This window comes from Paenibacillus sp. FSL H7-0942, assembly GCF_045040715.1.
Classification (GTDB): domain Bacteria; phylum Bacillota; class Bacilli; order Paenibacillales; family Paenibacillaceae; genus Paenibacillus; species Paenibacillus amylolyticus.
The window spans coordinates 6,747,907-6,767,692 of record NZ_CP150279.1; the positions used below are offsets into that span (position 1 = coordinate 6,747,907).

Below are 19,786 nucleotides of genomic sequence, written 5' to 3' on the forward strand. Positions count from 1 at the left end.
GCCATCTGATGTTGCGTGTCACTTCACTCCTTTCCCTTGCCAAAATGGACCTTCCCTCTCGTGTTCTTTTTTTGCAGGCACCATCCAAATTTTACAGGGAATTTACAGATCCTCACCCTGTATTTAATCAGTAAAATGCAAAAGAGATAAGGGATAAAATAGTTCTATTGGGGGCGAAAAATGTAATATAGCGCACAAAAAAGGTTTTCTTTCAACTCCTTAGGAGACTTGAAAGAAAACCTGTGTTAGATATTGCGCAGAGAAGAGGGCGTATCTTACCGCCGCTACTCCCCTCTCCCTTCCAAAGGCTGCCATCCATCCACGCCGGACAGAATCAGAGGTACAGTGTACTCGGCCGTTTCCTGTTCGGTCAGTATTTTGGCCCAAGGCACACGATCAGCAGCATATCCGGCACCAGGTCCGGCGCTGTTGTATTCCGCATACTGAACGGTCTGCTCTGCATCTGTCTTGTTCCAGTTGTGCCATCCCTCCCGCTTCACATGAGCGCCGATCCAGCAGTTCAGAAAACAGACTTTGGCATGATGACGCCACGGTCTACCCAGATACACCGACTGCGGCGGAGCATTGCTGGTCAGATCACAGTCCAGAAATACATAGCCGTAACGCACATCCTCCGGCGTAGAGGCTGCGGTAATCCAACCGTTCACTTGTCCATCCGCAGCCTCCGCTTCAGTCAGACGATTCTTCGTAAAGATCTCGCAGCCCTTAAACACCACCGTAGCCGAACCAAAAATAAAATCGATATCACCTTCGATGTAACAGTCCTCGAAATACTGCCGCAGTTTGCGCCGCTCGGCACCATCGCGTGGCCCGCCAAAATAACTGCGATCCATGGGCTGCTCCGGCAGCGGGCCGGTGAAGATCGTATCCTGGTGACCGATCAAACGACAGCGGCGAAAGACCGCCCGGTCTCCATCCACATAAACGGCCAGCGCCTGACCAACCTGCTTGCCCGGCCCGGCAGCATTTACGAAGGAAATTCCCTCTGCCGTGAAATCATCAGCACCAATGAAAGCCGTATAGGAATGAAACGTATGATATGGCGACCCGTCCGGGAACTTCTTGAGTGCATGATCATCATACGTAATGATCGTCTGCTCCGCCCCCTCACCAATCAGGTGGATGCCCGGCTTCTCCATATGCAGCTTCTCATGATAGACACCAGCCTTCACTCGAATTGGAACGATTCCGCTGCCATTCTCCGGCAGCGCATCAACTGCGGCCTGAATCGTCACATAATCCCCTGTCCCATCTGAAGCAACAGTCAGACAGGGAGCTGATGATTCCAATGCTGTATTTGGCAATCTCTGCTGCGTCATGGCAATCGCTCCATTTCCAGCGCTGCCAGCAGAAGCGGAGCCACACCCATAAAGGAATCGCTTACAACCGCTTCGGTTACATAGTAGTTGTACGAGCCATCCCGATCCAGGCTTAGTCCTGCGCCATGACAGATCCCGTTTAACCGAACGCCGTCAGCCGTCTCCTCCACCAATCTGGAGGACAGTCCCTGCCATCCCTTCTCCGCTGCAGCTCTGAAATGCGGCTCCAGATACATTAGTCGCACACCCTTCGCAAGTGCATATACAAACATGCTTGACCCGGATGCTTCCAGATAGTTGCCTTTGCGGAAACCCTGATCCAGCACCTGGAACCATAACCCGCTCTCCTGCTCCTGCACGCGTACCAGAGCATGACACATCCGTTCGAAGATGCCGATGATGGTTCCGCGCTTTGGATGATTCACGGGGAAATGCTCCACGCTGTCTACAATCGCCATGGCATACCAGCCCATCGCCCGGCTCCAGAAGTGTGGTGAGCACCCTGTCGATGAATCTGCCCAGACCTGCTCCTTCGATTCATCCCAGCCATGATAGAGCAGCCCGGTCCGCGGATCACGGGTCTGGCGCTCGATCAGCAGAATCTGATGTGCAACTTCATCCCATAACTCGGGACGATGAAATGTCTTCGCATACTCGGACAAAAAGGGAGAGGACATATACAGGCCGTCCAGCCACATCTGGAATGGATAGATTTTTTTGTGCCAGAAGCCGCCCTCCGACGTGCGGGGTTGCCCTGCGAGCTGTGCTGCCAAGAGATGAGCCGCTTCTGCGTAACGCTGATCTTCAGCACCATCCAGTAAGGCAAACAGGTTTTTCCCCTGATTAATCTGATCCAGATTATATTCTTCCAAAGTATAGGTGCCAATAGAGCCGTCCGGCTGGATATACAGGTCCATATGTTTTTTCATAAAATCAACATACTCTTGTTTGCCATAATACTGCCCGGTTCGTGCCATTGCCATCAAGGTCATGCCTTCCACGTATGCCCATCGTCCCGAAGGGAACGCATGATAACCGTCCCCGTCACATTGCTGGATGATCGTTGCTGCAATTCGCTCAGACCAGGATAACTGTGTCTGTACCTGCATAAGCAATTCCTCCTTGAATGTTGTACTCACCTAATACATGTATGATTAAAGGATAACCGCTTCACTCTTCATAGGTTGCTGTCCTTATTGCCGGCACATTGCCGTTGAATTGCGAAGGTTCAGCTTGGGCTGAATAACTACCGGAACATCGACCTGTTCATCACGGATCAACGAGACAATCAACTCTGCTGCCTGCACGGCCAGTTCATCCAGAGGCGGGCCAATTGTAGTCAAGGCCACTTCGGCATATTGCATATCCGGCAGATCATCATACCCGATTAACGAGATATCGCTTGGAACGCTGTAACCTGCCTCAAGCAAAGCCCGGAGCGCACCTCGGGTGACCAGGTTGTTCAGTCCAATAAAAGCTGTTGGCGAATCCGCCCCAAACGCATGATTACGTATGGCAAAATACCCGTCTTCCCAGGAGGAATACGCTGGCAGCACATGGTCTTCGTTAAAATCCAGACCCGTACGCTGTAACGCTTCCCGGTATCCCTCCAGCTTGACGTGCTGGGAGTTGCCGATGAATCCGATTCGGCTGTGGCCCAGCGATTTCAGATGCTCCACTGCTTTGAACAGCCCTTCTTTGCGATCGATCTTGATGTAAGGAGAGTTCGGCGCTTCATCTGTACCCAGCACAAAACATGGCATGTTGAGTGTTGCAAACTTTTTCCAGAACATCTCCCGATTGTCCAGTGCATAGTCCCACAGAATACATCCGTCCACGCGCAGCTGGCTGAAGACATCCACTCCATCATCCGCCACAACCAAGATCATCTGATATCCCCGCTTCTTCAGCTCGGTGTGCAGACGGCCGGAGATGTTCGAGAATAACGGATTGCTCAGCTCATCCAGCACAAAACCGATGATGTTGCTTCTGCCTGTGGAGAGCTGCCGGGCCAGCATGTTTTTCCGATATTGATGTTTCTCTGCGACTGCAAGCACCTTCTGCTTTGTTGCCGGTTTGATTCGGGGATCATCATTCAGCGCCTTTGATACCGTGCTATAGCTCACCCCCGCCAGTTTGGCAATGTCTTTAATGGTTATCAAAATCAATCAACACCTCTCATACGCCCGAAGCCCTATTTCTTATTTCTGTGCAGATTTATAACGATCATATTGTGCCTGTCTGCCCGCAATAACCTGCTCTATATTCATCTTCTTCAACGTCTCAATATAACTGTCAAACTGGTCCAGACTGGCGTCCCCGCTAATAAACTTAAAGTTCATCTCTTCCACATATGTCGTGATGTCAGGCATCGCCATGCTTTCCACACTCGCTTCATCCGGCAGGGCATAGACAAACGGGAACGGTTCGCGCACATACGGCTCCAGTTCTTTATCCATCTTCGCATGCCAAGGGGCTACGACGGAATCAGCAGAATCGGTGGATTGGATGTTCGGCAGATTCACCGGACCAATGCCAAGCTTCTGGATGTATTCATTGTCCTTGCCTTTATCCGTAAATGTCTTCACGCCATTCTCTTCCGTATACGTGTCATCCTTGATGCCCCACGTATAATACGTCTGTGCTTCCTCACTTACGGCATAGTCCAGGAAACGGAGAGCAAGTTCGGGATTTTTACTATCACGTGTAATGCCAAAGATGCCACTCACTGGTGTACGTCCTACATAGAACTGATCCCCATGCGGTCCTTTCAGTGGTAAAATGCCTTTGATGATCGGCTCTTCCGGATTGTAATCCTTGAATAACGGACTGTAGACCATCGACATATACCAGCTAAAATTAAACGTTGCTCCCGTCACATCCTGAGAGATGCGCGACGTGACCTGATCACTCGTAGTACTCGCATAATCCACCCCAAGCAGACCTTCCTTGTACAGTCCGTTCAGATAGGTCAAGTACTCCTTGTAGGCAGGCTCATAATAGCTGAAATGTACTTTGCCCTGATCGTCTGCGTAGAACTGGTTGGACAGATCAAGTCCAAATGCCGGGCCAAAGGCCATTGACACAAATTTTGCTTCCATGGACAGCGGAATCTCATCGGCTTTTCCGTTGCCGTTCGGGTCATCTGTCTTGAATTTGCGCAGCATCGCCGTGAATTCATCCAGCGTGGTCGGCTCGCTTAATCCCAGTTTATCAAGCCAGCGCACATTGACCATAAATACCGGCATGTAGTTGCGGGTTAACGTCTGCTGTGGGATATAATACATTTTACCATCTGGCGTTGTTAAACTGGCTTTAACCGAAGGTGACTTTTCATATATTTTTTTGAGATTCACGCCGTATTTCTCTACCAGTTCATTAATCGGAATGAATAGACCGCTGTTAATGTACTTCATCAGCTGATCCTGATCCGGCAGGTACACGATATCGGGCAAGCCGGTACCAGCAGCCAGCCTCGGATTGACGGCATCCGCATAGTTCTGCGGCGGAATCAGATCCCAATCCACCGTCACACCAGCGTTGCTCTCAATTTTCTTCACGATGGCTGCGGTGGACAAGTCCACATTGGTCGTCCAAGCGTTGGTGCCGAGAATAGACAACTTGGCATCCGGTTGATCCGTCACCGGCCCTGCTCCGGTATAATTGAAGGCTGGCTCCGAACTGGACGGGGTGCTCCCCGCATCGGTTCCCGCCCCTGTTCCGCCGCTACATCCCGCCAGGCTGATTGCCAGTATCGCTGCGATTACACTTTTTCTTCCTGCCCCTTTAAATCTCATCCATCATTCCTCCTTGGTATGAACCATTTTGAACTCCCTTGAATGACATAACACTTAAGTAAGTAAAGCTATCCTTTCACGGCTCCGAGGGTGATCCCCTTAACGAAGTACCGTTGGATAAACGGGTAGATCGTAACAATAGGCAGAATGCTGACCACAATGGATACATAACGAACCTGAAGGGAGGAGACCGCCAGCGCACCGGATGTCATCGTACCGCCCATCTTCTGCATCACTTCCGGCGAAGCCATGATCAGCACTCTTCGCAGGAACATCTGTAAGGGCTGCATATCCTGTTTGCCCAGATATAATAGGGCCGTGAAAAAGTTGTTCCAGTGGAATACCGCATAGTACAGCGTGAGCACAGCCAGTGTTGGCTTAATGATCGGAACCGCCAAACGATAAAGCATCGTCATCTCGTTGGCCCCGTCTATACTGGCACTTTCGAAAATTTCATTCGGAATACCTTCGAAAGCTGAGCGGCAGATCATGACGTTAAACGTAATCACCAGCACAGGCAGCACCATAACCCAGCGGGTGTTGTACAGCCCAAGCGAGGTAATCAGCATGTAGACCGGAATGAGTCCACCCGAGAAATACATGGTGAAGGCGATGAAGAAATTCAGCTTGCGACGTAAGAAAAACTGCTGTCTGGACAATGGAAACGCCGCAAGACATGTTGCCACGATGTTCAGCAGTGTGCCTACCACGGTGTACCAGAGGGTGTTGTAGAACGAAACCCACAACTCCTTGTATTGCAGTACCATTTGGTAACCTGACAGGGTAAACCCAACAGGCCACAATACAACTTTTTGTTTGTCGATGGCATCCACCGAGCTGAATGAAATACTAATGACGTACAGAAAGGGATACAACGTGACAACAACCGCCAGTATGGTCAGCAGGTAGACACATCCGTAGAACAAACGGTCACTTCTCGATTTTTGCATACAGGTCTCCTTTGGTCCGGGTTATAGTCTTACCAGAGTGACATCTTGGTCAGGCGGCGGGTCATGGAATTGGCAGCAAAAACAAGGATAAAGGTGATGATGGAGTTGAACAGGCCGACCGCTGTGGCGAAGCCGTAATTCTGGCCCTCAATCCCCATCCGGTATACATAGGTGGACAAGACATCAGCCGTTTCGTAGGTGGCTCCGTTGTAGAGCAGATATACTTTCTCGAAACCTACACTCATAATGCCGCCAAGCGACAGAAGCAGAAGAATGACAATGGTTGGTTTGATACTGGGAAGGGTCAGGTGCCATAACTCCTGGAATTTGTTGACGCCGTCAATTTTGCCGGAATCATACATCTCGGGGTCGATCCCCATAATGGCTGCAATGTAGATGATGGAGCTGAAGCCAAAACTTTGCCAGATGTCGGAACTTGTGAAGATGGTACGGAACCAGCTCGCATCCATCATGAAGTTCACTTTTTCCATGCCGAGCTTGGCGATTAGCGTGTTCACGATACCGTCTGTTGGTGACAGGAAGTTGATTATCATGCCGGCTACAACGACGGTGGAGATGAAGTGGGGAAGATACGTAACGGTCTGGGCAAATCGCTTGAATGTCCGGTTCTTGATCTCCACGATGCAGACAGCGAATAGAATCGGAATGGAGAAACCAAACAAGAGTGGCAGGAAGGCGAGCAAAAATGTGTTACGCAACAGTCGCCAGAAGTAAATAGAATTCACGAACTGTTCGAACCAGCGCAGTCCCACCCATTCCCCGCTGAGCATGCCCTGCCCCGGCAAGAAATTACGAAATGCCAACAGCACGCCAGGCATCGGAAGGTACATGAAGATGAGGTAATACAGAAAGATAGGCGAAAACATCAGTAGCAAATATTTATCCCGTCTGATCAGGATGAACAGCGTGGACATGCGTTTTTTCAACGTGAAACACTCCCCTTCGCTACATAATTACAACGTTTGAATTTTTGAATAAAAAGGAACTGTCATTCCACTGACACATTTGTTATTCATCTCATTCACATTTTGTAACAACCTATATCATTCTTCGTACTAATGAGATAATTAATTAGAAATAATCCTCCTTACACCGTATTTATTTCTTTTCAATACTTGCCATAACCATAATTACAACGTTGTAATTTTAATCTAAATGTATACGCTTACATAAACTTTTTCCCATCTTAGCAAAGTCTTCAATGTTTGGCAACAAAAAAATCAGTGGCATGCTGTAACGTACTAAATTACAGTCTCGCATATGCGAGACTGCCCGTTAAAATCTACACATGATTCCGATATTCCATCGGTGTCATAACATACACTCGCTGAAAGGCTCTGTAAAACTGACTGACGCTGGAAAATCCCAGTTCATAACTGATTGTGGTTACTGAATCCGTTGTATGACGAAGCCTCTTGGACGCTTCTTCTACGCGCAAATTCAGCAGATATTGATACGGTGTTGTTCCCGTAAGAGCCTTGAAAGAACGCATAAAATGATACCGGCTCTGATGTGCGACCATCGCCATCGAATCAATATCCATTGGGCCTGTATAGGCACTGTGAATGTAATCCAGCACTCGTTGGAGATGAGGGTCCATGAATGTACCGGGATTTACAGTCCTTTTTCCATTTTCCTGCCCCGTCAACATACGTCTTAGATACGTCTCGATCGCCATTTCTGTTTCCTGCACTTGCAGCATTTCGGGCACATCATCTAACAAAATGGAATTCCAGCCTCGAAACAGACTGCTGATCTCAGCAGGATCAAATGTCTGGGTAGGTCGAAACTCAGCTCGCCCCCCACTTAACTCCGCACCTTCGAAACTGCCTAATGGCGGTTTACGGAACTTGATCACAATGACAGCCGAATCCGACCCTATCTCAAAATAATGCTCAGTCTGGGGATGAGCAATAATCCCTATCCCTGCTTTTAGCGGGTATGCATGCCGTTCCTGTACCAGATGACATTGGCCTCTGACTGGCAACGTTAGCTGATACCAGTCGTCATGTACATGCGGCTCATTCGCGAACCCTCCGGTAGCTTTCCATAATTCCAACCCATTTAGTGTCATGTTTAATTCCATCGTTTGCTCACCTGCTGACATTATAGCAAATCGTGCTCACTTTCCAAGCACTTTTCACAAAGACATGATCTGCCCCCATCTTTTATCATTGAAAAAAATAATTCGAGGTGATCTCCCATGGCTCAGGCCACTTTAAGCAAAATGCAAATCAACTCCTCCGCCAATTGGGCACTTGCCGGAGTCAGCTTCGCCCATCTGCTGAATGATGCGATGCAGACAGTGGTTCCGTCTGCTTTCCCGTTATTCCAGCAGACCATGCAGCTAAGTTTCGCCCAGATGGGCTGGATTGCCTTCACCCTGAATATTACCGCATCCGTCCTTCAGCCACTGGTCGGTTATATGTCAGACCGCAAGCCCATGCCGATCCTGCTTCCCGGAGGTATGCTATTCTCCCTGATCGGTGTTCTCGGCTTAGCCTTGTCTTCCGAGTTATGGATGTTGCTTGTTGCGGCAGCATTGATTGGCATAGGCTCATCCATCCTCCACCCCGAATCCTCACGCGTGGCTCATATGGCAGCCGGCCGTGGACGCGGAATGGCGCAGTCAATCTTCCAGGTGGGAGGCAACACAGGACAGGCTATTGCTCCATTACTGGTCGCCTTCATCCTGCTGCCACATGGGCAGCGTAGTTTTCTATGGCTGATGGGCTTTGCCCTGATCGGCATCTTCATTCAGTCTATGGTCAGTCGTTGGTACAGAGACAAGCTTGCCGAGACTCGCACTCGTCAGCAACGCCCTCTAAAATCAAGCGGCGCAGAGCCAGTGACACAGCCTGTGAGCAGGGGATTCATCGCTTTTACAATGGGAATTCTCATCCTGCTGTTATTCTCCAAATTCGTATATATTGCTGGCATGACCGGGTATTACGCCTTCTATTACGCCGATGCATATGACTTACCTCTCTCCCAGGCACAGATCTGTCTGTTTATTTTGCAATTTGCAGGTATGGTCGGAACCTTGCTCGGCGGCCCACTCGCTGACCGCTACGGACGCAAACCGATGATCTGGTTCTCCATTGCAGGCACTGCACCGTTTTCCCTGTTGCTACCTTATGCAGGACCCGTCTTGTCCATGGTATTATGCGGAATGATTGGACTCATCCTGATGTCCGGCTTCAGCGTCATCATTGTTTATGCACAGGAATTGCTTCCTCGTCATATTGGAACGGTATCCGGATTGTTTTTTGGCCTGTCGTTTGGCATGGCTGGACTTGGCTCGGTTGTGTTAGGTTCCTTAATTGACGTGACCAGCATTTCGTTTGTTATCAAGTTATGTTCGTTTTTGCCACTGCTTGGTGTGTGTGCTGTATTTCTGCGCAAGGACCAACCAAGAACAGCGTGATAACCGTTGAAACCTCACTGATTTTGTGACTACAATACACCTAGGAGAATTGAGGATAACAGAAGGAAGGAATAACGCATGATTATTGATGTGCAGCATGTCACTTGGAAAAGGGGACCACTGACCCTGCTGAACGATGTAAGCTGGCAAGTTAATGACGGTGAACACTGGGCGTTACTTGGCCTGAATGGCTCCGGCAAAACAACACTCCTGAACATGATCACCGGATATCTCTGGCCGACCGAAGGCAAGATATCCGTGTTAGGCCATGAATATGGGGATGTGGATCTGAGACAGCTTCGCAAATCCATTGGCTGGGTCAGTTCATCTCTGCAAGAGGAATTGCATGGCACAGACCGCACGCAGTATGTCGTGATCAGCGGCAAACACGCCACCATTGGCCTGTATGACAAGCTGTCAGATGATGATCTGGGTCAGGCACAGGAATTGATGCAAACGCTGGGCTGTCAGCACCTATGGGATCGCGAATATCGTACCTGTTCTCAAGGGGAGAAACAGAAACTTCTTATTGCCCGAGCACTGATGGCCAATCCGCGCGTACTTATTCTGGACGAGCCTTGCAATGGACTGGATCTGTTCTCAAGAGAGCGACTTCTGGAGAGCATCCGTGAATTATCACAGCGTCCAGATACCCCGTCACTCATCTATGTCACCCATCATACCGAAGAAATATTGCCTGTCTTTAGTCACAGCCTCCTGCTTCGCCGGGGTGAAATAGTCCATAGCGGAGTAACCGGCGATCTGATGAACACGGAAGTGCTGAGCAACTTTTTCGAGGCACCTGTGGAAGTGGATCGACACGGAGAACGTGTCTATGTCAGAGCTGCGACGGATTCATAATTGCGGGGTTATACACAGCAAACGTAACATAGGTGAAGAAACTTAACAGTAAAAGCCCAATATCTTATCCACATGTGGATAGATTTTGGGCTTTTAACTGCTATATCTAGTGTTATCCACCGTTTTCTGTGTAGAACTTTCTAATTTATGAGTATAACTTTACGGTTTCATCTATTTATCTATACGTTTCACCACTAACCTATTTTCGCACACCTAAAAACAGAAATAGCGGAATGCGTTGCCTGCGCAGATAGGTTTCCTCGTTTACAAAATAAGCACGTTGTGGTGCTGACTCACGTAAATGTTCTACACGGAACCCTGCCCGCTGCAATGCCATAAAGTAGGATTCAATGAAACGATGCATCTTTTTCACAGAACCGCCCAGCCACTGCTGCTCACGGAATCCTTCCACAAAATACTGATCAACTACCCAATTGGTTCGGGTTCCCGAGGGCTGCAGGGTGGATGTAATAACAGGATGTTCTACCGAAAATATGAATGTGCCATTTTCATTTAACGTGTTATATATCTTGTGGAATAGGCTCTCCACATCCTCAATATAGTGAATAGCCAGTCGGGATATAACCAGATCGTATGTACCTGCCGGATAGGTCCAGTCTTCCATGAATGCCTGTTCAATCTGTGCATTCGTGCCTTTAACCGATTCGTTAGCTGCCCGCACCATATTCAGTGAACCTTCAACTCCCGTGTAAGTTGTACCCTCTTGACCAGAACGGAGCAATTCTACGCCAAACCTCGCATCCCCGCAGCCAAGATCCAGTATGCTCTTGCCCGCAACGTCTCCGATCAGCTCTAGCATAACGGGTTTCTCTAACGTATCATTGGCATTCTCCTGCCACTTGCGACGTTCCATATACTTCTCAAAGTTTTCCTCATTATCGTAAAACTCAGGTCCCCTGTCGCTCATTCCACACGCCTCCGTTTCCTTTATGCAACGTTCAATATGTACAGCCTGAAAGAGTATACATAATGCCAACCAATCTTTCCATAGTAAAAAAGACTGCCTTCTGAACGAATCCAGAAAACAGCCCTTCATTTATAAGTTGATGTTTCTCAGCCAAAACGCTGCGTTTTGTACCATTTGGTTTCTCTCCGGAATAGCTTATCTCCAATAAGCGAGATAAATGCTTTGACGGATATGACCAGAAATAACTGGGCATATGTGAAATAGGAGAGGCAGGCCACAATAAAATTCTGCGTATTGCTTTGCCCAATATCTGCTGAGAGTGCGAGATTAATTTGTAGTACATAAATGTAGTACATTAATGCCCATGCTATTACGAGATACACGTAAACATCCCCTGAGAACTGGAAGGGAGAAATGACATTCGGATTAAATAATGCAATAACCTGATACACTAGATTCGAGACAAAAATAATATCCGATACAATAATAGCGATCATAAACCAGAAATAACTTGCAGCATAGTACAGAACATGCAGTTTAATTCTCCAGCTAGTACGGTCAAATAAATGCTTCACATTGTCGATAACAACCTGGTAATTTCCCTTGGACCAGCGCTGGCGCTGTTTCATATATACCGATAATTGCTCAGGTTCCTGCTGGTAAGCCTCTGCTTGTGGCGCTAATGCAATAAGCTGTCCCCGAGTAAGAATATCAAACGACACGGCCGTATCTTCCGTGATCGCATCAGGGTCCCATCCACCAATCTCACGGATCAGTGCTGCCTTGATAATATAGTTCGTACCAGGAATCGTGCCCAGTTTGAATAACTCCCATAGCCCCGTATGGTGAACACGTTGGACCGTTACAAGTTCCAGATTAATGCAACGGGAGAGAAAATTCTGACCCCGATTACGAGCTTTGTTTCGACCAAATACAGCACCATACTTCTCCGGGTTTTCCAATGCTTTTTGTGTCAAAAACATCAATGCATTCCGCTCAGGCGCCGCATCTGCGTCATAGATACATATCCATTCTCCCCACGCCAGTTCAAGGCCATCATTCAAAGCTCCCGACTTCCCACCTGTACCGGTACGCTCCAGAATGGTAAAGTCACGATCTGCATAACTCGTCTTGGCCTTGAGTTCCTTCAGGCGCTCTGCTGTATTATCTGTACAATTATCTGCAATAACAATAACTTGAACTTTATGCTCAGGGTAGTTCAGACGCAATATATGCTCAACGGTAGACACGATAACTACCCCTTCATTATGCGCAGGCACCATGACAGTCACAGTGGGGTAATCATCCATACTTTCAGGAATTTGAATTCCCTTTTTTTCTTGTTTGTTAATGAAACGAATAGCTCCAGCCATAATGACAATCGACTCGGTGACGGATATCCAAATACTGAGGATGGACATCAACAGCAGGAAATCAGCCATTCAATTTCCTCCGATCATATTTCCTGTTAATTTTCCCTCGAAAACGAAGAGTCGCAAAGGTTAATATAAGAATCGTAATGGCAAAGAAACTGCTAACTACAATACATAATGGAACAAACCATGTTAAATAATTCACAGAAATACTCCTCCCCCATAGCATCTAGATGTATTCACCAATGAGATCTGTCTCTGTGTTCCGTTCCAGTGCCGCAATAACAGCATCGATATCCTCATACTTACTGAATTGTTCCTTCTGGAATACCAGTGCACCCGATCGAATAACCGTCTGCAACTCATTTCCCTTTTTATCGATGATTTGCAGATCCATCATGGCTTTTTTGATCCGTTGTGTCAGGATGGGCAAGTACTCCACATTGGTCATTGGACAGATAATCACAAAGCGTCCTCGATCCACAAAAAATTTATAATCCTCAAACCGAATCTGCTTCTGTATGGTAGTGGATAGTTCAAGAAGGAACTGTGCATAACGTACGGAACCGAGTGATTCCAGTACCAACGGCAAAAACTCGATCTTGAACATCGCCATGCTGAATCCATATTGCTCCGAATAACGTCTAGCTAGATTACTTTGCTTAACAAGCGTATCCGCAAGTGCATCCTTATTGCCCAGGGAGGTATCCAGATCAATCTCCGGATTACGCTCCTGAAGCTCCTGCAGACGCTCCATGACACGCGCATTGCGCACAAGACTTGCCTTGATAAAAGCAGCCACAGCCACATTGGCTGGAATGAGCAGCCACCAAGAGAACGTAAGTACACTTACATCCGCGTAGGTAACAAGCCATACAAAATAAGAGACCAGATAGATAAATCCGGCGACGACAGATACCCCGACAGGTATCACAAAACCCAGGATCAGCGCTCCAAGCGACACAATGCTAAACACCACATCCAGTGTAGTATAACTCTGATTCATATAAATCTTAAGATAGACAACGAGCTGCTGGATTACGGCTAATCCAATCAAACTCGCATATCCCCATGCAATACGAAGGATGGGTGCTTTATTCCTCATAGGTTTCTTCTCTCCAGTAGATTGGTTAGTGATATTTCGAGTAAACAATATATGACATGAATAGACAAACATCATGTTAACACATTGTTGAATATATTAAATGACATTTTTATTACTTTTTAAGTAACTTTTGTAATTCAGTCTCCCCAAGCAAAGGAAACAGGTTATCAAACATATGTGTGTTTCCACTAAATACATATCCGCCTGGATAACTGGCGTCCAGACTACGCATGCTGATCATATGCTTATACAGCTGTTTCGCCCATTTTGGATCACCTGACTGAACCGCAAGCAGCATCGCGAGTCCATATACGGATGGAGATTGGTAAGATACCGCAGGTGTGCGAGTACTACGCTTATATTGTCCCGGCAGCTGATGACGGGTATTGAATTCTTTTTTCAAAAAAGCAATGAGCTTGTCCGGTTTGCGGCTGGTCGCAGTTAGATGGTTCGCTACGATCAGCTGATCAATCAGATTCACTGTGTCATCATATGTATACTCTTTCGTCCCCACATTGAATGTTTTTGGATAAAATATCCCGTCATCCGGCATACTCTTCAACATGGATTCGTATTTGGCATATGTGCCCGGCTCCAGCAATTCATGCTTCTCCATTAATTGGAGAGACGGTAGATCCACATAAACCAGGCTTAACATATCCGCGGAGTAACCATTGCCAAAATCGTGAAAATCAACATAATATCCTTTATTCTGAACCGACTGCGTCAGTGTACGGGAAATATCCGAGGCCGTTGCCAGTTTGGCTTCTCTTCCCTGTTGCCATTGATCTGCTGCCTTTAATAAGGCACCGACAATTCGGAAATCATCACCGAGCGCGTTGGTGGTCACGTGAGATTTTCCCTCAGCATCCAGCTTCCAGGCAATATATTTTTGCGGCATGAGGAAATAGGTCGTCAGCAGCTCATAGCTTTGCTCAAATAACGCCTGATCGTTCTTGGCTACAGCATATTGCATCCAAAGACCAATTGATTCAGATAAAACCTCTCTGCCTGCTACGATATCCGCTTTTTCGGATGTGGCATCCTGCAAATAGGATGCAAGTAAACCATTGGGATTGGTCATATGATCTTGGACAAAGGATACTGTAGGGGATAATTCATTCATCACGAACCGCTCCTTCATGAAAATAATGAACGCTGCTGCAATACTGACCACCAATATGACCAACCACGTTACTGTTTTCCGGTTCATTCTCTTCATGATTCCCTCCTGTACTTTTGCTGTTGTGAGATAATGACTCTGCTCCTTGAGATCGGTTCGGCTAGGGTCTGGGCTGTAGGGGTCAAGGATAGAGGTATTGTTCATTCTGAGGTATCCATGTAGGGTCGCCGTCCACCCTTTTTGACAAATTTCCAGTCTACCTCGATGTTGTGGCGCATTCGGCGGAGAAGCTTAACCGTTGTCTCTATCTCTTCATCCGTAAAGCCGTCCAGCGTCACCTGGTCTGAATGCTCGCCCTCTTTACGAATGAATTCCCATGCTTTCAGGCCAGCTTCTGTCGGATATAACAACTTGTTCTTCTTATTGTCTATTGCCGACTGTTTGACAATAAATCCATCGGATTCGAGTTTGCTAATCGCTCTGGCCGCTGTCGTTCGATCTACTTTGATCAGTTCAGCCAGCTGGTTAGGAATAATGCCCGGATTCTCACATATGCGATAAAGATACAGATATTGGCCTCGGGACAAGTTCAGATGTTGAAATTCGACATTGCTGATCGAATCCAGACAGCGGGCAATCATGCCAATTTCACGCAACACTTCTTTTTTATCAGACAATGCGCTCACGCCCTTTTATAAAATTGTTGCATTCACAACATAAATAGTGATATAACTACAGTTAAATTGGATTAAATTTTAACCATGATACTCACATGGAACGGCTGCAATGATTATGCTATATACCAGTTTATCATGCCCGGATATGATTACTATCGTCCAAAGGAGAAACATTCATGAATACAACGATTATTGAAGTTACTAATCAGGAATTGCTCGATGCCTGCTTCGCCATTCGTACTGCTATTTTCGTCGAAGAACAAGGCGTGCCCGCAGCGGATGAATTCGATGCTTATGATACATTAGACGCGGAGGCACGCCACATTCTGCTCTACGTAGACGGTGTACCTGCTGCTTCCTCCAGACTGCGCATTGTGGAACAGGTCGCCAAATTGGAACGGATCTGTGTCATGCTTGATTACCGCAAACACGGCCTAGGCCGTGTGCTGATCGACAAGCTGGAGCAGATGGCTGTTGCTGATGGTCTTGAGAAAGCCAAGCTGCACGCCCAGGTACAAGCTTCCGGGTTCTACGAACGTCTCGGATATGCACCCGCTTCGGAAGTATTTATGGAAGACGGCATTCCCCATCTGCTGATGACCAAAAAACTAAAATCATGACATTCCAAAAAACGCCTCCGTTATCACTTCTCAGTGATTACAGAGGCGTTTTGCATTAAGGCAACGCATTCGCGAACTCAACAACGGTAGATGGCACGTAGAGGCACCGATAAGAGAAACTAAGTATCCTAACTTACCTGCCAGCTCCGCGTTGTATCTTATCCCAGTGCCAGACGGTCTGGCTCGGATTCGGCAGCGTTGTTCTTCATTTGTTTACTGCGCAACTGTCCGCAAGCAGCATCGATATCCGTACCATGTTCCATACGTACAGTGGAGTTGATGTTGTTCTTTTTGAGCGTATCATAGAAGCCCAGAATCGATTCTTCTGTACTCCGTTGATACTGACTGTGCTCATCCACCGGGTTGTATGGAATCAGATTCACACTGACCATACTTCTGCGACTGGACAACAGTTCAGCGAGCTCCGCGGCATGCTCACGTTGATCGTTAACATCACGTAGCAGGATGTACTCAAACATGATGCGTTTGTTCGTTGTAGCCAGATAATAATCCACCGCATCCATCAATTGCTCGATCGGGAAAGCCCGGTTGATCTTCATGATGTGTGTACGCAGTTCATTGTTCGGTGCATGCAGAGAGATCGCCAGGTTAACCTGCAGACTACTGTCTGCAAATTCCTTGATTTTGTCCGGAAGGCCACTCGTGGATACAGTAATCCGTTTGGCGGCAAGTGCCAGTCCTTTGCGATCCTTGATGACTTCGATGAAATCACTCATGTGCTGGAAGTTGTCGAATGGTTCGCCAATCCCCATCACAACCACGTTGGTTACCCGTTCGTCTTGACCCGCTGCATCCAGATGTCGCTGCACATGCATAATCTGTTCCACAATCTCTCCAGCGGTCAGGTCACGGCTCTTCTTGATCAGACCGCTCGCACAGAAGCTACAGCCAATATTACAGCCCACTTGTGTGGTTACACAGACGGTAAGTCCGTATTTCTGTCGCATCAATACGGTCTCAATCAGGTTGCCGTCCTGCATCCGAAGCAGAAACTTCACGGTACCATCTGCCGATTCCTGCTTCACATGTTCGCTCAGCGAGTTCATTGTGAAGTGCTCTGAAAGAACATCCAGACATTCCTGACGGACATCGGACATCGCGGGGAAATCGTGTACACGCTCTTGATATAACCATTCCCAGATCCGGGATGCACGGGATTTTTTCTGCCCATGCTCCGGTAGCCAGGAACGTAATTGCTCTAATGTTAATCCATATATGGATGATTTGTTCATTGTATAATCCTCTTTTCGCAAAAAAGCATATGGCTTATCGGTCCTACCCAAAAAACCTCTACTCCGTATTGTCCCAAAATTGACGAGGGAAAACAAGGGCTTTTGCATTTCTTCCAAGAGGTTTTATCCATGGTAAATCTGCACAACAGACCATATTTCACCCTATCGGGTCTTCACCATTAGAAGTGAATGATACCGGATGTGTGCAGTAGAACCAGCAGAACCAGGATCGGAGCCACGTAACGCAGCATGAACAGCCACACCCGGAACCATCCGGAACGCAGGCCGGAAGCTTCCGCAGCCGTTTTCCAGAAGTATCCGGCAAAAATCGTTACAAGCAGTCCACCTACAGGCAGCAGGATGTTGGATGCTACAAAGTCCATCCAGTCGAACACACTCTTCGATCCAATCGTCCATTCAGGCAGCAAGCCGAGCGACAATACCGAAGGAAGTCCCACGATGAAGACCGCGAGTGATATAACCCATACCGCACGACTGCGGCTCCAGGACAAACGTTCCATGAAATATTTCACTGGAACTTCCAGCAAGGATACTGCTGACGTTAATGCCGCAATAGCCAACAGGATGAAGAACAGGCCACCAAACAAGAAACCAAGTGGCATCGCCGAGAAGGCCGCCGGAAGTGCCACAAAGATCAGTGACGGTCCTTGGTCCGGTGCAATACCAAACGAGAATGTTGTTGGGAAGATGATTAGACCCGCAATGAATGCATAGATCAGGTCACCTGCACCAACGGCGACGGTTGCCGCACCGAGAGATTGATTTTTATCCACATAAGAACCGTAGGTTACAAGAATACCCATCCCCAGTGACAGGGAGAAGAAGGCATGTCCAAGCGCTACCAGTGCGGATTCCGTTGTAAGCTGTGAGAAGTCCGGATTCAGGAAGAAGGATACCCCAGCTCCCGCACCCGGCAATGTAACTGCACGAATCATCAGGATAATGAGCAGTACCAACATCGCCGGAATCAGTACCTTGTTAAACTTCTCGATTCCGTTAGATACCCCTTTGGCTACAATCCAGCCTGTAATTAGGACCGCGACCAGTTGCCATACAATCGGCATATAACCACCTATGAAGGAGTCGAACTGTCCGGCATAATCCGGATTGTTAAACAATGTTCCACTGAATGACGTAATTGCATATTGCAAGGTCCACCCTGCAATAATGACATAAAAAGAGAGGATGATAAAAGGAGTCAGTACTTGCAGCAAACCGGCTGCGAGCCAACCTTTATGTCCACCTGCTTTGATAAAAGCCGTAGCTGCACTACCTCTGCCACTGCGACCAATTGCAAGTTCAGCCAGGAGCACTGGCAGACCAATCAGCAGCAAACAAACGATGAAGAGCAGGAAAAACGCAGCCCCTCCGTTCTCACCCGTAATGTACGGGAATTTCCACATGTTGCCCAGACCAACCGAACTACCAATGGCCGCCAGGATAAATCCAGCTTGGGAGAAACGTTCTCCTTTGCCAGCGTTGTCTTGATCTAGATTAGGCTTACTAAAATTCATCGTATCTACTCCATCACTTTAAAGTTTTCCCGTAATTATATACTACTCACCTTGTCAGGTCATTCGAAATTCGAAATTTGTCGAAATGTTATTTTTTTACATATAAAACGCACGGAAATCTTCATCTCATAAGTTCCTTAAACACAGTATGTGATAAAGTCCGTTAGTCCAACCGTATGAAATTTCAACAAATCCGTATTCCCAACTGTTCAAAGCCCAATAGAATCAAAAAGAGGTGTCCCCTCAGCCATTTGGATGACTGCGGAGCACCTCTCTTTTTGAATTACACTTTAATTTGAAGTAACTCGTACTTGATAACGCCCATCGGAGCATTGACATGAATGACGCTGCCCACTTCTTTGCCCATTATCTCCTTGCCCAGCGGGCTCTCGTACGAAATTTTATTATCCGCAACATCGGCCTCGGCAGGGCCAACCACTTTATATTCAATCTTCTCGGCGAACTCAATGTCATTAAGCAACACCGTGGATCCAATGCTCACTTTGTTGGAGTCTATATTGTCTGAAGAGATGACTCTTGCTTTTGTCAGCATCTTCTCCAGAATCAAAATCCGGGTCTCCATAAAGGCCTGATCATCTTTGGCTGAATGATACTCACTATTTTCCTTCAGGTCACCGTAACTGATCGCGAGTTTCAGACGAGCTGCCAATTCCTTACGCTTCACCGTCTTCAAATCCTTCAGTTCGTCCTCCAGCTTTTCCAAGCCTTCCTGTGTCAAAATCACTTCATCATTAGCCATTTTTCCATCTCCTAAT

General features: G+C 47.4%; 18 protein-coding genes. 3 read left to right on the forward strand and 15 right to left on the reverse strand.

The genetic code is table 11. The features are described from left to right. Window positions 1-284 precede the first annotated feature (284 nt). The 7 genes from MHI48_RS29535 to MHI48_RS29565 all read right to left on the reverse strand — a co-directional run bounded on the left by MHI48_RS29535 (window position 285) and on the right by MHI48_RS29565 (window position 8,194). Window positions 285-1,340 carry a pectinesterase family protein gene (locus MHI48_RS29535; protein WP_143781482.1) on the reverse strand — a complete coding sequence of 352 codons (1,056 nt, stop codon included), beginning with the start codon at window positions 1,338-1,340 and terminating at the stop codon, window positions 285-287. After that, window positions 1,337-2,449 carry a glycoside hydrolase family 105 protein gene (locus MHI48_RS29540; protein WP_036671709.1) on the reverse strand — a complete coding sequence of 371 codons (1,113 nt, stop codon included), beginning with the start codon at window positions 2,447-2,449 and terminating at the stop codon, window positions 1,337-1,339. Before MHI48_RS29540 ends, MHI48_RS29535 begins: the two co-directional genes overlap by 4 nt. Window positions 2,450-2,533: 84 nt before the next feature. After that, window positions 2,534-3,502 carry a LacI family DNA-binding transcriptional regulator gene (locus MHI48_RS29545; protein WP_036612334.1) on the reverse strand — a complete coding sequence of 323 codons (969 nt, stop codon included), beginning with the start codon at window positions 3,500-3,502 and terminating at the stop codon, window positions 2,534-2,536. Between the two features lie 39 nt (window positions 3,503-3,541). Further along, window positions 3,542-5,137 (reverse strand): extracellular solute-binding protein, encoded by a 1,596-nt coding sequence (locus MHI48_RS29550; protein WP_036671710.1) that lies wholly within the window; start codon window positions 5,135-5,137, stop codon window positions 3,542-3,544. A 68-nt stretch (window positions 5,138-5,205) separates the two neighbouring features. Continuing rightward, complete coding sequence (locus MHI48_RS29555) at window positions 5,206-6,087, reverse strand: carbohydrate ABC transporter permease (protein WP_036612222.1); 882 nt, start codon at window positions 6,085-6,087, stop codon at window positions 5,206-5,208. Window positions 6,088-6,116: 29 nt separating this feature from the next. Then, window positions 6,117-7,034 carry an ABC transporter permease gene (locus MHI48_RS29560; RefSeq protein WP_405142568.1) on the reverse strand — a complete coding sequence of 306 codons (918 nt, stop codon included), beginning with the start codon at window positions 7,032-7,034 and terminating at the stop codon, window positions 6,117-6,119. 356 nt (window positions 7,035-7,390) lie between these two features. After that, on the reverse strand, window positions 7,391-8,194 hold the full coding sequence (locus tag MHI48_RS29565; RefSeq protein WP_076329223.1) for a helix-turn-helix domain-containing protein: 804 nt from the start codon (window positions 8,192-8,194) through the stop codon (window positions 7,391-7,393). Window positions 8,195-8,311: 117 nt separating this feature from the next. Here MHI48_RS29565 and MHI48_RS29570 point away from each other — a divergent pair, with 117 nt between their 5' ends. Together MHI48_RS29570 and MHI48_RS29575 are read left to right on the forward strand one after the other, a co-directional pair. Continuing rightward, entirely contained in the window at window positions 8,312-9,535 is a 1,224-nt protein-coding gene (locus MHI48_RS29570) for an MFS transporter (RefSeq protein WP_076329222.1), read from the forward strand. Window positions 9,536-9,613: 78 nt separating this feature from the next. Further along, complete coding sequence (locus MHI48_RS29575; RefSeq protein ID WP_076329221.1) at window positions 9,614-10,396, forward strand: ABC transporter ATP-binding protein; 783 nt, start codon at window positions 9,614-9,616, stop codon at window positions 10,394-10,396. 199 nt (window positions 10,397-10,595) lie between these two features. Here MHI48_RS29575 and MHI48_RS29580 read toward each other — a convergent pair whose 3' ends face one another. From MHI48_RS29580 to MHI48_RS29600, 5 genes are all read right to left on the reverse strand, one after another. Beyond that, complete coding sequence (locus MHI48_RS29580; RefSeq protein ID WP_076329220.1) at window positions 10,596-11,324, reverse strand: class I SAM-dependent methyltransferase; 729 nt, start codon at window positions 11,322-11,324, stop codon at window positions 10,596-10,598. A gap of 146 nt (window positions 11,325-11,470) precedes the next feature. Beyond that, complete coding sequence (locus MHI48_RS29585; protein WP_036612238.1) at window positions 11,471-12,766, reverse strand: glycosyltransferase family 2 protein; 1,296 nt, start codon at window positions 12,764-12,766, stop codon at window positions 11,471-11,473. 160 nt (window positions 12,767-12,926) lie between these two features. Next, window positions 12,927-13,802: a diguanylate cyclase domain-containing protein gene (locus tag MHI48_RS29590; RefSeq protein ID WP_036612242.1), complete on the reverse strand. Its 876-nt coding sequence runs from the start codon at window positions 13,800-13,802 to the stop codon at window positions 12,927-12,929. A 112-nt stretch (window positions 13,803-13,914) separates the two neighbouring features. After that, the gene (locus tag MHI48_RS29595; RefSeq protein WP_076329219.1) at window positions 13,915-15,024 is read right to left on the reverse strand and encodes a glycosyl hydrolase family 8; all 1,110 of its coding nucleotides are present in this window, start codon (window positions 15,022-15,024) and stop codon (window positions 13,915-13,917) included. A gap of 101 nt (window positions 15,025-15,125) precedes the next feature. Beyond that, on the reverse strand, window positions 15,126-15,566 hold the full coding sequence (locus MHI48_RS29600) for a MarR family winged helix-turn-helix transcriptional regulator (RefSeq protein ID WP_076329280.1): 441 nt from the start codon (window positions 15,564-15,566) through the stop codon (window positions 15,126-15,128). Window positions 15,567-15,778: 212 nt separating this feature from the next. Between MHI48_RS29600 and MHI48_RS29605 the strand changes: the two genes are divergently transcribed. After that, window positions 15,779-16,222, forward strand: coding sequence for a GNAT family N-acetyltransferase (locus tag MHI48_RS29605; protein ID WP_076329218.1), 444 nt, complete (start codon window positions 15,779-15,781; stop codon window positions 16,220-16,222). Window positions 16,223-16,380: 158 nt separating this feature from the next. On the opposite strand, the gene rlmN is transcribed toward MHI48_RS29605, so the two are convergent. The 3 genes from rlmN to greA form a co-directional block, all read right to left on the reverse strand. Continuing rightward, window positions 16,381-17,475: a 23S rRNA (adenine(2503)-C(2))-methyltransferase RlmN gene (gene rlmN, locus MHI48_RS29610; protein WP_076329217.1), complete on the reverse strand. Its 1,095-nt coding sequence runs from the start codon at window positions 17,473-17,475 to the stop codon at window positions 16,381-16,383. Window positions 17,476-17,654: 179 nt separating this feature from the next. After that, window positions 17,655-19,010: a sodium-dependent transporter gene (locus tag MHI48_RS29615; RefSeq protein WP_076329216.1), complete on the reverse strand. Its 1,356-nt coding sequence runs from the start codon at window positions 19,008-19,010 to the stop codon at window positions 17,655-17,657. 283 nt (window positions 19,011-19,293) lie between these two features. Then, window positions 19,294-19,770: a transcription elongation factor GreA gene (gene greA, locus MHI48_RS29620; RefSeq protein ID WP_036612258.1), complete on the reverse strand. Its 477-nt coding sequence runs from the start codon at window positions 19,768-19,770 to the stop codon at window positions 19,294-19,296. Window positions 19,771-19,786 lie beyond the last annotated feature (16 nt).